The 13,366-nt window shown below is 71.1% G+C and carries 11 protein-coding genes; 9 read left to right on the top strand and 2 right to left on the bottom strand.

What is annotated here, in order from left to right:
• Window positions 1-14 precede the first annotated feature (14 nt).
• Entirely contained in the window at window positions 15-749 is a 735-nt protein-coding gene (locus tag ACX6XY_RS07485) for a helix-turn-helix domain-containing protein (protein ID WP_460327742.1), read from the top strand.
• Window positions 750-789: 40 nt separating this feature from the next.
• Here the strand turns inward: ACX6XY_RS07485 and ACX6XY_RS07480 are convergent, their stop codons facing one another.
• A complete protein-coding gene (locus ACX6XY_RS07480; protein WP_460327741.1) occupies window positions 790-1,815 on the bottom strand; it encodes an ATP-dependent 6-phosphofructokinase in 1,026 nt (341 codons plus the stop codon).
• Window positions 1,816-2,072: 257 nt separating this feature from the next.
• On the opposite strand from ACX6XY_RS07480, the gene pta reads away from it, so the two are divergent.
• The 4 genes from pta to ACX6XY_RS07460 all read left to right on the top strand — a co-directional run bounded on the left by pta (window position 2,073) and on the right by ACX6XY_RS07460 (window position 7,630).
• Window positions 2,073-4,187 (top strand): phosphate acetyltransferase, encoded by a 2,115-nt coding sequence (pta, locus tag ACX6XY_RS07475; RefSeq protein ID WP_460327740.1) that lies wholly within the window; start codon window positions 2,073-2,075, stop codon window positions 4,185-4,187.
• A complete protein-coding gene (locus ACX6XY_RS07470) occupies window positions 4,187-5,401 on the top strand; it encodes an acetate kinase (protein WP_460327739.1) in 1,215 nt (404 codons plus the stop codon). The genes pta and ACX6XY_RS07470 overlap by 1 nt, the downstream gene beginning before the upstream one ends.
• 134 nt (window positions 5,402-5,535) lie before the next feature.
• The gene (gene pyk / locus ACX6XY_RS07465; RefSeq protein ID WP_460327738.1) at window positions 5,536-6,960 is read left to right on the top strand and encodes a pyruvate kinase; all 1,425 of its coding nucleotides are present in this window, start codon (window positions 5,536-5,538) and stop codon (window positions 6,958-6,960) included.
• Window positions 6,961-7,138: 178 nt separating this feature from the next.
• Window positions 7,139-7,630, top strand: coding sequence for a hypothetical protein (locus tag ACX6XY_RS07460; RefSeq protein WP_460327737.1), 492 nt, complete (start codon window positions 7,139-7,141; stop codon window positions 7,628-7,630).
• Window positions 7,631-7,947: 317 nt separating this feature from the next.
• Here ACX6XY_RS07460 and ACX6XY_RS07455 read toward each other — a convergent pair whose 3' ends face one another.
• Window positions 7,948-8,565 (bottom strand): TetR/AcrR family transcriptional regulator, encoded by a 618-nt coding sequence (locus tag ACX6XY_RS07455; RefSeq protein ID WP_460327736.1) that lies wholly within the window; start codon window positions 8,563-8,565, stop codon window positions 7,948-7,950.
• A 320-nt stretch (window positions 8,566-8,885) separates the two neighbouring features.
• Here ACX6XY_RS07455 and ACX6XY_RS07450 point away from each other — a divergent pair, with 320 nt between their 5' ends.
• The 4 genes from ACX6XY_RS07450 to ACX6XY_RS07435 all read left to right on the top strand — a co-directional run bounded on the left by ACX6XY_RS07450 (window position 8,886) and on the right by ACX6XY_RS07435 (window position 13,322).
• Window positions 8,886-9,863, top strand: coding sequence for a tetratricopeptide repeat protein (locus tag ACX6XY_RS07450; RefSeq protein ID WP_460327735.1), 978 nt, complete (start codon window positions 8,886-8,888; stop codon window positions 9,861-9,863).
• A gap of 621 nt (window positions 9,864-10,484) precedes the next feature.
• On the top strand, window positions 10,485-11,117 hold the full coding sequence (locus ACX6XY_RS07445) for a DUF6230 family protein (RefSeq protein WP_460327734.1): 633 nt from the start codon (window positions 10,485-10,487) through the stop codon (window positions 11,115-11,117).
• A gap of 140 nt (window positions 11,118-11,257) precedes the next feature.
• Window positions 11,258-11,818 carry a DUF6114 domain-containing protein gene (locus ACX6XY_RS07440; protein WP_460327733.1) on the top strand — a complete coding sequence of 187 codons (561 nt, stop codon included), beginning with the start codon at window positions 11,258-11,260 and terminating at the stop codon, window positions 11,816-11,818.
• Window positions 11,808-13,322 (top strand): hypothetical protein, encoded by a 1,515-nt coding sequence (locus ACX6XY_RS07435; protein WP_460327732.1) that lies wholly within the window; start codon window positions 11,808-11,810, stop codon window positions 13,320-13,322. Before ACX6XY_RS07440 ends, ACX6XY_RS07435 begins: the two co-directional genes overlap by 11 nt.
• The last annotated feature ends 44 nt before the right edge of the window (window positions 13,323-13,366 follow it).

The raw sequence follows: 13,366 nt of genomic DNA, 5'->3' as shown, positions 1-13,366 counted from the left end.
CGCCCCCCTAGCGTGTGCGCGTGCACCAGATCCAGCCCGCTCCCCCGTTCAACGCCCTCGCCGCCCGCAGGCTGCGCCAGTCGCTCGGCATGGCGCCCGGCCACGTCGCGTACGGCATGTACGCCTCGTACGGGCTGACGCATATCACCGCCGACACCATCGAGGCCTGGGAGCGCGGCCAGGCCGCACCGAACGCCACCGAGCTGACCGCGCTCGCGGGCGCCCTGTGGTGCGCGCCCGCCGAGCTGATGGGCGCGGCGACCACACTGCGGGAGCACCGGCTGGCGCGCGGGCTCGCCCCCGAGGACGTGGCCCACGCGGTCGGCGTCGGCGTCGACGCGTATCTGCGGATGGAGAAGACCGGGAAGTGGCGGGGCAACGAGCGGCAGGCGAAGGCCCTGGCCGAGACGCTCGGGCTCTCGGTGCGGGAGTTCGCCACAGTCACCGGCCTCGACGAGCGGCTGACGGAGATGCTGCGCGGCACGGTGACCACGCGCTGGCAGGCGTACACGCGCCCGATCGCCAAGCTGCTGCCGCTGGAGCGGTCCCGGCTGGACGCCGCGCTGGAGCGGCTGCACGAGGACTACCAGGCGCTGATGGTCGGCACCCTCAGCTGGGGCGGCGGCAGCGCGTCCGGCGAGGCGGCGGGCCGGGAGTTCCTGGAACGGGTCCTGGACCACTTCTGGGCACGGGTCGAACCGGCCGATCCGGGCCACCTGGGCGGCCCCGGTCCCCGACACCGGGCCTGAGGCCGCGCGGGGCCGGACCTGAGGGCCGCCGACGCGCCCCTCAGAACACCGACTCGGCCTCGGCCATCCGGCTCTCCGGCACCGTCTTGAGCGAGGTGACCGCCTCCGCGAGCGGCACCATCTCGACGTCCGTGCCCCGCAGCGCGGTCATCCTGCCGAACTCTCCGCGGTGCGCGGCCTCGACGGCGTGCCAGCCGAACCGGGTGGCGAGGACCCTGTCGTACGCGGTGGGGGTGCCGCCGCGCTGGACATGGCCGAGGATGACCGGCTTGGCCTCCTTGCCGAGGCGGTGCTCCAGCTCGTGGGCGAGCGCGGTGCCGATGCCCTTGAAGCGCTCATGGCCGTACTGGTCGACCTCGCCCCTGCCGTAGTCCATGGTGCCCTCGGCCGGGTGCGCGCCCTCGGCGACGCAGATGACCGCGAACTTCTTGCCACGGGCGAACCGTTCCTCCACCATCTTGCAGAGGTCGGCGGGGTCGAACGGCCGCTCCGGCAGGCAGATGCCGTGCGCGCCGCCCGCCATGCCGGACTCCAGGGCGATCCAGCCCGCGTGCCGCCCCATCACCTCGACGACCATCACCCGCTGGTGCGACTCGGCGGTCGTCTTGAGGCGGTCCATCGCCTCGGTGGCCACACCGACCGCGGTGTCGAAGCCGAAGGTGCGGTCCGTGGACGAAATGTCGTTGTCGATGGTCTTCGGCACGCCGACGACCGGCATCCCGGCGTCCGAGAGCATCCGGGCGGCGGTCAGCGTGCCCTCGCCGCCGATCGGGATGAGCGCGTCGATGCCGAGCCGCTTGGTGAGCTCGGGAGCGTTGGCCACGGCCTCCTGGAGGCGGCCCTTCTCCAGCCGGGTCGAACCGAGAATCGTGCCGCCACGCGCCAGAATGCCGCTCACGGCGGTCAGGTCGAGCGGCCGGTAGTGGCCGTCGAGCAGGCCCTTGTATCCATCCTCGAAGCCGATGACCTGGTCACCGTGGGCCGCGACGGCGCGGTGCACGACCGACCGGATCACTGCGTTGAGTCCAGGGCAGTCGCCGCCCGCGGTGAGAACGCCGATACGCATCGTGCCAAGTCTCCTGCTCGCTAGTCGTACACGTGAGCCGGGTACCGATTGTTCCACGGGCCGTCATCGCCTGCCGCTTCCCCCGCTCCGCCCGAAGGGACCCTAATGGAGTCACCCGACCGGTAGCATGAGGCCCTTTACCCAGCGGGCGCTCTATCGATCCGCCGGAGTATTGTCAAGAGGGCAAGCCCGCCATAACGGGCTCTTTCTGCGTTCGAGACGACTTCGAGACGACGAAGAGGAAACGGAGAGCACGCGTGACGCGCAGCGTGTACGTGACCGGGATCGACCGGGGCGACGGCCGCCAGGTCATCGAGCTGGGAGTCATGGAACTCCTGACCCGCCAGGTCGACCGGGTGGGCGTCTTCCGCCCACTCGTCCACGACGGCCCCGACCGGCTGTTCGACCTGCTGCGGGCCCGCTACCGGCTCGGGCAGGAGGCCTCGTCCGCCTTCGGGATGTCCTACGCCGACGCCGCCACGCTGCACGCGGAGAAGGGAACCGACGAGCTCGTCTCCCGGCTGGTGGACCGCTTCCACGAAGTGGCACACGCCTACGAGGTGGTGCTGGTACTCGGCACCGACTACGCCGACAGCCAGCTCGCCGACGAACTGGCGCTCAACGCCCGGCTCGCCAACGAGTTCGGCGCCTGGGTGCTCCCGGTCGTCGGCGGCAAGGCGCAGGACTCCGACGCGGTGCGCGCGGAGGCCCGTAACGCCTTCCGCGCGTACGAGGGGCTCGGCTGCGACGTACTCGCGCTGGCCGTGAACCGGGTCGCGCCCGACGACCGCGCGGAGATAGCCGAGCGGCTGGGCGCCCGCCTGCCGGTGCCCTGCTACGTCCTGCCCGACGAGCCCGCGCTCGCCGCGCCCACGGTCGCGCAGATCAGCCACGCGCTGGGCGCCACGGTGCTGCTCGGCGACGACGCCGGACTGGCCAGGGACGCGCTGGACTTCGTCTTCGGCGGCGCCATGCTGCCGAACTTCCTGAACGCCCTGACGCCCGGATCGCTGGTGGTCACCCCCGGCGACCGGGCCGATCTGGTGGTGGGCGCGCTCGCCGCGCACAGCGCCGGTACGCCGCCCATCGCGGGCGTCCTGCTCACGCTGGGCGAGCGGCCCAGCCCGGAGATCCTGCGCCTGGCCGCGCGGCTCGCGCCGGGCACCCCGGTCCTCTCGGTGGCCGGGAACTCCTTCCCCACCGCGGGTGAGCTGTTCGCCCTCGAAGGCAAGCTGAACGCCGCCACCTCACGCAAGGCGGAGACCGCGCTCGGCCTGTTCGAGCGCTATGTGGACGGCGCGGAGCTGCTGGGCCGGGTCCAGGTGTCGCGCAGCGACCGGGTCACCCCGATGATGTTCGAGCACAAGCTGATCGAGCAGGCACGCTCCGACCTGCGCCGCGTGGTGCTGCCCGAGGGCGCCGAGGAGCGGGTGCTGCGCGCGGCGGACGTCCTGCTGCGCCGCGGGGTGTGCGAACTGACGCTGCTCGGCGACGTGGAGGCGATCCGCAAGAAGGCCGCCGACCTCGGCGTCGACCTGGACCGCGCGCAGCTCATCGACCCGGCGGTCTCGCCGATGCGGCAGAAGTTCGCCGAGGAGTACGCCCAGCTGCGGGCCCACAAGGGCGTCACCGTCGAACTCGCCTACGACGTCGTCGCGGACGTCAACTACTTCGGCACGCTGATGGTGCGAAGCGGCCTGGCCGACGGCATGGTCTCCGGCTCGGTGCACTCCACCGCGGCGACCATCCGGCCCGCCTTCGAGATCATCAAGACACGGCCGGACGCGGGGATCGTCTCCTCGGTGTTCTTCATGTGCCTGGCCGACAAGGTGCTGGTGTACGGGGACTGCGCGGTCAACCCGGACCCGAACGCCGAGCAGCTCGCCGACATCGCCGTCCAGTCGGCCGCCACCGCCGCACGGTTCGGGGTCGAGCCGCGTATCGCGCTGTTGTCGTACTCGACCGGGACCTCGGGCACGGGCGCCGACGTGGACAAGGTGCGCGAGGCCACCGAGCTGGTGCGGGCCCGCCGCCCGGACCTGATGATCGAGGGGCCGATCCAGTACGACGCCGCGGTGGAGCCGTCCGTGGCGGCGACCAAGCTGCCGGGCTCGCCCGTCGCGGGCCAGGCGTCGGTGCTGGTCTTCCCCGATCTCAACACCGGCAACAACACCTATAAGGCCGTGCAGCGTTCGGCCGGCGCGATCGCGGTCGGCCCGGTGCTCCAGGGCCTGCGCAAGCCGGTCAACGACCTGTCCCGAGGCGCGCTCGTCCAGGACATCGTCAACACGGTCGCCATCACGGCGATCCAGGCCCAGACCCCTGCCCCTGCCCCTGCCCCTGCCCCTGCCCAAGAGAGCACCATCCGCTGATGACCGCGACCGCCACCCGCATCCTCGTCCTCAACTCCGGCTCCTCGTCGGTGAAGTACCAGCTCCTGGACATGCGCGACAGTTCACGTCTGGCCGTCGGCCTGGTCGAGCGGATCGGCGAGGAGACCTCCCGGCTCCAGCACACGCCGCTGACCGGCGAGAGCGCCGAGAGCCGTGAGCTGAACGGTCCGATCGCCGACCACGAGGCCGCGCTCAAGGCCGTCGCCGACGAACTGGCCGCCGACGGCCTCGGCCTGGACTCCCCGGAGCTGGCGGCCGTCGGCCACCGGGTCGTGCACGGCGGCCAGTCGTTCACCAGGCCCACGGTGATCGACGGCGAGGTGCTCGCCGAGATCGAGCGGCTGGTGCCCCTCGCCCCACTGCACAACCCGGCGAACATCACCGGCATCAAGGTGGCCCGCGCGCTGCGCCCCGACCTCCCCCAGGTCGCGGTGTTCGACACCGCGTTCCACACCACGATGCCGGAGCACGCCGCCCGGTACGCGATCGACGCGGCCACCGCCGACGCGTACCGCGTACGGCGCTACGGCTTCCACGGCACCTCGCACGCGTACGTGTCACGTGAGACGGCGAAGCTGCTCGGCAAGGCGCCCGATGACGTCAACGTGATCGTGCTGCACCTGGGCAACGGCGCGTCGGCGTCCGCGGTACGCGGCGGCGTGTGCGTGGACACCTCGATGGGCCTCACTCCGCTGGAGGGCCTGGTGATGGGGACCCGCTCCGGGGATCTCGACCCGGCGGTCGTCTTCCACCTCGCGCGCGTGGGCGGCATGTCCGTCGACGAGATCGACGCCCTGCTCAACAAGAAGAGCGGCATGGTCGGGCTCTGCGGCGACAACGACATGCGGGAGGTCACCCGCCGGATGGGCGAGGGCGACGAGCGCGCCCGGCTGGCCTTCGACGTCTACGTCCACCGCCTGAAGAAGTACATCGGCGCCTACTACGCGGTGCTCGGCCGCGTGGACGCGGTGGCCTTCACGGCGGGCGTCGGCGAGAACGCCGCCCTGGTGCGGCAGGCCGCGGTCACCGGTCTGGAGGAGCTGGGCCTGGCGCTGGACGCGGAGCGCAACGCGGTACGCGGCGATGCGCCGCGGCTGATCTCGGCGGACTATGCCAGGGTCGCCGTGGCCGTCGTACCGACCGATGAGGAACTGGAGATCGCCGCTCAGGCGTATGCCCTGGTCAGCGCATGATCGGCCTCGGGTCTGCGCCTGGGACGGCGCCTGGGACGGCCGCTTGTGCGGGCACACCTGAGCACGCCTCCGCCCATTTGGACCTTCCGCCAGACGGAATATTCCGCTCTGAAACAAACCGATAGGATCGCCTTATGCGCCGTTCCAAAATCGTCTGCACACTGGGCCCCGCCGTCGACTCGTACGAGCAGCTGAAAGCGCTCATCGAGGCCGGTATGAACGTGGCCCGCTTCAACTTCAGCCACGGGTCCCACGCAGAGCACCAGGAGCGTTACGACCGCGTCCGCCAGGCGGCCGACGACACCGGCCACGCCATCGGCGTCCTGGCCGACCTCCAGGGCCCCAAGATCCGCCTGGAGACCTTCGCCGAAGGCCCCGTCGAGCTGGTGCGCGGTGACGAGTTCACCATCACCACCGAGGACGTTCCGGGCGACAAGTCCATCTGCGGCACCACCTACAAGGGCCTGCCCGGCGATGTCGCCAAGGGCGACCAGGTGCTGATCAACGACGGCAACGTCGAGCTGAAGGTGACCGACGTCGACGGCCCGCGGGTCAAGACGATCGTCATCGAGGGCGGAGTCATCTCCGACCACAAGGGCATCAACCTGCCCGGCGCCGCCGTGAACGTGCCCGCGCTGTCCGAGAAGGACGTCGAGGACCTGCGGTTCGCGCTGCGGATGGGCTGCGACATGGTGGCGCTGTCCTTCGTCCGGAACGCCGACGACGTCAAGGACGTCCACCGGGTCATGGACGAGGAGGGCCGCCGGGTCCCGGTCATCGCCAAGGTCGAGAAGCCGCAGGCGGTCGCCAACATGGCCGATGTCGTCGCGGCCTTCGACGCGGTCATGGTGGCCCGCGGCGACCTGGCGGTCGAGTACCCGCTGGAGAAGGTCCCGATGGTGCAGAAGCGCCTGGTGGAGATGTGCCGCAGGAACGCCAAGCCGGTGATCGTCGCGACCCAGATGATGGAGTCGATGATCACCAACTCGCGGCCGACCCGCGCCGAGGCGAGCGACGTCGCCAACGCCATCCTGGACGGCGCGGACGCGGTCATGCTGTCCGCCGAGTCCTCGGTCGGCGCGTACCCGGTCGAGACGGTCAAGACCATGTCGAAGATCGTCCAGGCGGCGGAGCAGGAGCTGCTGTCCAAGGGCCTGCAGCCGCTGGTCCCCGGCAAGAAGCCGCGCACCCAGGGCGGCTCGGTGGCGCGCGCGGCCTGCGAGATCGCGGACTTCCTGGGCGGCAAGGCGCTGGTCGCCTTCACCCAGTCCGGCGACACCGCGCGGCGGCTGTCGCGCTATCGCGCCGAGCAGCCGATCGTGGCCTTCACGACCGACCCGAGCACCCGCAACCAGCTGACGCTGAGCTGGGGCGTCGAGTCCCGGATCGTGCCGCACGCCGACAACACCGACGCGATGGTCGACCTGGTCGACGCCGAGCTGCTGAAGCTCAAGCGCTACAGCGCGGGCGACATCATGATCATCACCGCTGGCTCGCCCCCCGGCGTCCCCGGCACCACCAACATGGTCCGGGTACACCACCTGGGCGGCGCCAACTAGGACCCGCGCCTGAGGCTGAGGGCCCACCGCCGTACAGCGGTGGGCCCTCAGCCCGTTCCGCACCGTCAGCCCGCGCGTCGAACCCTCTTGACGTTTGTCATGTCCACGCTTACTTTCTAGTCAGTTACCGGCCGGTAGATCAACTCGACGACACGCGACTCACGGAAGGGTGGGCGCAATGTCCCGTATCTCACCGAAGGTTCTCGGCGTGCTGCTCAGCGCGCTGACCGTCACCGCGTTAACGAGCAGCCCGTCCGGCGCGGCCCCCGCGGCCTCGGGCCTGCTCGACGGAACGATCAACGCCGAAGGCAACGCGTGCAGCTGGAGCGACGGCGTGACCAGTGCCGCTCCTCCCAGCACACTGACGGTAGACCGCTCAACCATCAACCCCCCTGGCGGCAACCTCAGCTGCTCCAGCGGGGCCACCGCGTCGCTCAACAACGACCCGACCGTGACGTTCGACGACACGAACGGCACGGCGAACACCGACATGCTGGATGTGTCGGTCACGAAGTGGGGCGTGACCTGCCGCTACCAGGCGACGAACGTCTCGGCGCAGCGCGACGGCGACACCCGCACCTACACCGCCGCCCTCGACATCCCGCTGCACCAGGGCGGCTGGTTCTGCCCCAACCCGGCGTCAGTGACGGCGACGTTCGTCTTCCACTGATCCGGTTGGTCCGGCGGCCCTGACAGCAGGGTCCGTCTCGTCACCAGAGCGTGCGGGGCTCGGCTTGGGTACGGTCTCTCGTTTCCGTCTGCCGCTGGTACGGCAGGGCTGCGCCCGCCTGCCCGCCCCGTCCCCGCCTTGCGGCGGGGGCGGGTGGTGCGGGTCTTCTGGTCGGCTCCACGAGGCTTCGACACCGCCGGGGCGGTGTCCTGGCCTCCGGCCACTCCGGTACCAGTCGCTACGGCCGCCGCGAGGGCGACGAGGTTACGTGCGGCGTTGACGTCCCGGTCGGTGACCCACCACCCCAGCCCGCGAGGTCAGGGAGTCGCCGAGGCCAGGCCGGTCAGGATCAGCCGGGTGAAGTCGTGGGCCCAGGACTCGTCCACGGGTTCCGAGCTCACCAGGGCGCGGTGGACCACCGCGCCCGCGATCACGTCGAAGATCAGGTCCGAGGTGCGGGCGGCCGTGGCCGCGTCGGTCTCCCTGGGGAGTTCGCCGCGCGCCTGGGCGCGGGCGCGGCCCTCCAGGACCAGCCGCTTCTGGCGGTCGACGATGGAGGAGCGGATACGGGTGCGCAGGGCCTCGTCGTTCGTCGACTCGGCGACCACCGCCATCAGGGCCGTCTTCGTCTCCGGCCGGTCGAGGAGCGCGGCGAACTGGAGGACGACGCTCTCCACGTCAGCGGCGAGGCTGCCCCGGTCGGGCAGGGTCAGTTCGTCGAAGAGCAGCGCCACGGCGTCCACGACCAGTTCGCTCTTGCTCGCCCAGCGGCGGTACAGCGTGGTCTTGGCGACCTTGGCGCGGGTGGCCACGTCGCCCATCGTCAGCTTCGACCAGCCCAGTTCGACGAGCGCGTCCCGCGTCGCCGCCAGGATCGCGGCGTCCGCTTCGGCGCGGCGCGGGCGGCCGGTGCGGGGGCGCGGGCTGTAGGGCATGGGCCCGACTCTACCCACGGGTTACTCGTGTCCACGCGCGGGTTACCCATGGGTAGTGAGGGAGATCACGACCCTCGGCCCCCGACGAGCCGGGCGATGCAGTTACGCTACGACCCGTAGCGAAACCTCAGACGTGAGGCGAGCGACAACCACTGGCGCAGGGTGGGGACCCAGCGCCGCTCCGAGGTCCGCCTCGGGGAGGTCAGATCGTGGGCTGCCCGTACGCCCCGCACACCGGCGGGAGGCTGCGGGCAGCCACGGTTCAGCCCGGTTCGCAGGGGCTTTTCACTCCCGCGCGCGAAAGGGGGGAGGATGTACCCATGCAGCCACGGAACATGTCCATGAGCGGAGTCGTCGACCTCGGCGCGGTGAAGGCGGCCCAGGAGGCCAAGGCGAAGGCGGAGCAGACGCGCGCCGAACAGGCCAGGCAGGGCGGCGGCGGCGCGGTGTCGCCCGCCAGCCTGGTATTCGATGTCGACGAGGCCGGATTTGAGAACGACGTCCTGCAGCGTTCCGCCGAGGTGCCGGTCGTCATCGACTTCTGGGCCGAGTGGTGCGAGCCCTGCAAGCAGCTCGGGCCGCTACTTGAGCGCCTGACGGCCGAGTACAACGGCCGGTTCGTACTGGCGAAGGTCGACGTCGACGCCAACCAGATGCTGATGCAGCAGTTCGGGATCCAGGGGATCCCGGCGGTCTTCGCGGTGGTGGCCGGGCAGGCCCTGCCGCTCTTCCAGGGGGTGGCGCCCGAGCAGCAGATCCGGGCGACGCTGGACCAGCTGATCCAGGTCGGCGAGGAGCGCTTCGGGCTGACCGGGGTCGCCGTCGAGCCCGGCGCGGAGGGCGCCGAAGGCGCGGAGCCCGCCGCCCAGGCCGCGCCCGGCCCGTACGACGCCGCGCTGGAGGCCGCCGTACAGGCCCTGGACGCGGGCGACTTCGGCGGCGCGGTACAGGCGTACAAGAACGTGCTCAGCGACGATCCGGGCAACACCGAGGCCAAGCTCGGCCTCGCCCAGGCCGAGCTGCTGCGGCGCGTCGAGGGGGTGGACCCGCAGCGGGTCCGCAAGGACGCCGCCGACAAGCCGGGCGACGTGGCCGCGCAGATCGCCGCCGCGGACCTGGACCTGGTCGGCGGCCATGTGGAGGACGCCTTCGGGCGGCTCGTCGAGACGGTCAAGCGGACCGCGGGCGACGATCGGGACGCCGCGCGGGTGCGGCTCCTGGAGCTGTTCGAGGTGGTCGGGGCCGAGGACCCGCGGGTGACCGCGGCCCGGTCGGCGCTCGCCCGAGCGCTGTTCTGACAAGACGGTGAACGGCGCGGCCCCGACCTCCTCGGACCGCGCCGGAATTCCGGACAAGAGACGAGACGGCGACCGCGCTTTACCAAAACTTGGTAAGGCGCGGTCGCTGTTACTCGGAGTAAGTCACCCCGCTCGGACCGTGCGTTTCCACCCGCCATTTCCGGATGTATGACCCGCTTCCGCTCCACCCTGCGTACTGCCGGACACCCGCCGCCCAGGCCATGGTTATCGCTCCGTTACCAGCGAGTAACGAACCCCCTTGTGCGGCCGCCGCGAATGCACCACGATCAGCCACGCTCGGTCCATACCGGTAGCCCGACAGCCAGCTCGGGACACCGGGGTTCATGGGTCCCCACCGAGTGGCCTGAGGCGCCGCCGAAGGTCAACAGGGCAGGGGGGTACCGCCGTCGGCGGGTCCTGCCCGGTCGGTCGTGCGTCTGACGTGAGGCGCGGCCAGTGGTTGTCGCTCGGGAGTGATCGCCGGTGGTACGGGCGCGGTGCGCGCCTTGGCATACGGGCGCTCTCCTTCCCGAGGACGTAGCACTTCTCCCACCCCCGCCCGGCTGGGCCGCAGGCGGCTCAGCGAGGGCACGGGGTGTACGTCCGAGAAGGAGGTAAGTCATGGAATCCGTGGCTCGTGGCGGAACCAGGTGGAAGCGGTTCGCCGTGGTCATGGTGCCGAGCGTCGCGGCGACCGCCGCGATAGGCGTCGCCCTCTCGCAGGGCGCGCTCGCGGCATCGTTCAACGTCTCCGGTCAGCAGTTCAAGGTGACCGCGGACAAGCTCGAAGGCGACGGCTTCGTCCAGTACGGGGCGATGGACAACACCACGGACGGCAAGAAGCCGGTCGCCGTGGTCGGCCTCGAAACGGCGAAGATCACCAACCTGTGCCAGTCCGTGGTGGTTCCGGTCCCGGTCTTCGGCGACGTGTCGATGAACCTCACGGCCGGCGGCGAGGGCAGCGACCCGGTCGAGGCCAAGAAGCTCTACATCGACGCCGACGACCTCGCGGCCAACGCGACGTTCACGAACATCGACATCGGTGTCTCGATCGACTCCACCACCAAGGGTCCGGGCCCGTCGAAGCCGGGCAAGGAGGGCCAGGGCGCGTACGTCCCCGGCTCTTTCGCCCAGCAGGCGGAGAAGGTGACGTTCACCGACGTCAAGCAGCGCGCGTGGGCCACCACCGCGGGCACCTTCAAGCTCTCCGGCCTCAAGATGAAGGTCAAGAAGGGCAAGCACGAGTGCTACTGAGGCACTCGGCCACGCGGCACTCGCCGCGCTGACCGGCCGGGCGCGGGGACGTCTGTGGCCAGGCCACTGCCCACAGCCGCCCTCGCGCCCGGACCGGGTCACCACACAGAACCAACGCCTTTCCCGAGGAGCTGTACGACATGAGCGCCGACGTGCGAGAAGGGCTGGGCGGCAGAATCGCCCGGACGCGCCGATCGTTCCGAGGGTGGCGCGGTCGGCGCCCGTTCTGGGGCGGCCTGCTGACCCTGCTGGGCGGCATCCCGATCTTGTACTTCCCGTACTTCGACATCCCGCTGGGCGCGGTGACGGTCAGTCTGTCGACGACCGCCGGCGCCGGGTCCCTGATCATCGGGGTGCTGCTGGTCGTACTCGGCCTGACGCTCTGGTTCCAGCTGCAGTCCCGCGTCTTCGCGGGGGTCGCGGCGATTCTGCTCGCCCTGGTCTCGCTGGTCGTCTCCAACTTCGGCGGCTTCGTGGTCGGGTACCTGCTGGCGGTGATCGGCGGTGCGCTGGGCGTCGCCTGGGTGCCGGACAAGTCCGGGGGCGAGCGACGGGCCACGAGCGACGCGGCTGCCGCGAGCGACACACCTACCGCGAGCAACGCGCCTGCCACGGCCGCCGTACCCGGCGCGGCGGCGGACGACACGTCGGGGACGGGCCCTGACGACGACGGAACGAACGGGAGGCACAGTGCCGAGTGACGACGTGCGGGCTCCCGCGGACGGGGTCGCCGCGGCGGACGACCGGCCACGGGTCATATCCGGACCGCGGCACGCGGCCCCCAAGAAGCCCCTGCTGACGAGGTTGCAGATGCCCGCGGGCAAGGCGGTCGCCCTGGCCGCCATGCCCAGTGCCGTACTGATGGGCATGGGCCTCACGCCCACGCTCGCGCAGGCCAAGCCACAGCCGGACAACCCCTTCCGGGAAGGCCCGTGCGTCACCGCGCCGGACGCGGAAGCCGAGGACGGGAAGGACGCCGAGGACACCGCGGACGCCGAGGGCGCGGACGAGCGGGCCGACAAGGCGGACAAGGCGAACAAGGCGAACGGGAACACCGACGACGAGGGCGCCAAGGGTCCCGAGGGCTCCCCGGACAGCGCGTCGGACGCCAAGGAACCGACGCCCTCGCCTTCCGCGACGGCCTCCGGTGCCGAGTCCGGATCCGGGTCCGACGACAAGGCCGACGACAAGGCCGCGCCCACCCCCTCGCCCACCCCCTCCGCGTCGAGCGGCCAGAGCGCCGAACCGGAGCCGGACCGGGAGCCGGACCCCTCGCCGTCCAAGACAAAGAACCCGCTCGATCCGCTGGGCGTCGGGGACGCGCTGAAGGAGTTCGGCGAGGACGTGAAGGACTTCTTCACGCCGGGCGACGACAAGGAGACGGAGCAGGCGGAGGACGCGGCGTCCCCGACCCCGTCGCCATCGTCCAGCGCCCAGGACGCGGCCAAGGACGACGACGGCTCGGACGAGTCACCCGCCGACAAGGTCACCAAGCCGGTCAAGGACACGGTCGACGCCGTCCAGGACGGCCTCGACTCCGCCGCCGACAAGGCGAAGGAATCCGCCGACAAGGCCCTGAACGAGGCGGACAAGGCGGACAAGGCGAACGAGGCGGACGGGGCGAAACAGAAGGCCGAAGCCGACGCCGGGGCCGAGACCGGAGCCGAGGCCGAGCCCTCCCCCGACGCGACCGACCCCATGGCCCCGGACGAGGACGGCAAGGTGCCGTTCCCGTGCGTCGTGGAGCAGAAGGTCGCTGGCGAGTACGAGACCCCGCCCGCCCCGATTCCCAACGACCCGTGGGAGCTGGAGGCCTCGTCCCTCCTGCTCAAGGGCCTCGACTACAAGGGCGTCGTCAATCTGCGGACGCCGGACGGCCGGGTCAAGCAGGCGCTGAAGTTCACCGTCGACGACGGCACGGACATCGGCGACCTGCACCAGATCGTGGCCGGTCCCGCCGGGAAGCGGTACCACGTCGAGGCGGCCAGGGGCTCCACCTCCACGATCCGCGGCGGTCAGACGATCATGTACACGGAGCGGCTCCAGGGCAACCTGTTCGGGCTCATCCCGATCGTGTTCGACCCGGAGCACCCGCCGCCGCTGAACGTGCCGATCGCGTACTTCACCAAGGTGAGGGTGATCCAGGCGGGACAGTTCGGCGGCACCCTGCACGTGCCGGGGCTGCACCAGTCGATCAGCGGCTGACGACAGCACGACGGCGACGCGCCCTGCCGGGCATTGCCCGGCAG

The organism is Streptomyces sp. O3 (genome assembly GCF_054788135.1).
The sequence above is the reverse complement of the archived record's forward strand: the minus strand, read 5'-3'. Positions and strand labels throughout refer to the sequence as shown.

Coding starts and splice junctions, on each gene's coding strand:
- ACX6XY_RS07480 (WP_460327741.1), bottom strand. CDS start 1,815: ATGCGTATCGGCGTTCTCACCGCGGGCGGCGACTGCCCTGGACTCAAC.
- ACX6XY_RS07470 (WP_460327739.1), top strand. CDS start 4,187: ATGACCGCGACCGCCACCCGCATCCTCGTCCTCAACTCCGGCTCCTCG.
- pyk (WP_460327738.1), top strand. CDS start 5,536: ATGCGCCGTTCCAAAATCGTCTGCACACTGGGCCCCGCCGTCGACTCG.
- ACX6XY_RS07460 (WP_460327737.1), top strand. CDS start 7,139: ATGTCCCGTATCTCACCGAAGGTTCTCGGCGTGCTGCTCAGCGCGCTG.
- ACX6XY_RS07455 (WP_460327736.1), bottom strand. CDS start 8,565: ATGCCCTACAGCCCGCGCCCCCGCACCGGCCGCCCGCGCCGCGCCGAA.
- ACX6XY_RS07450 (WP_460327735.1), top strand. CDS start 8,886: ATGCAGCCACGGAACATGTCCATGAGCGGAGTCGTCGACCTCGGCGCG.
- ACX6XY_RS07445 (WP_460327734.1), top strand. CDS start 10,485: ATGGAATCCGTGGCTCGTGGCGGAACCAGGTGGAAGCGGTTCGCCGTG.
- ACX6XY_RS07440 (WP_460327733.1), top strand. CDS start 11,258: ATGAGCGCCGACGTGCGAGAAGGGCTGGGCGGCAGAATCGCCCGGACG.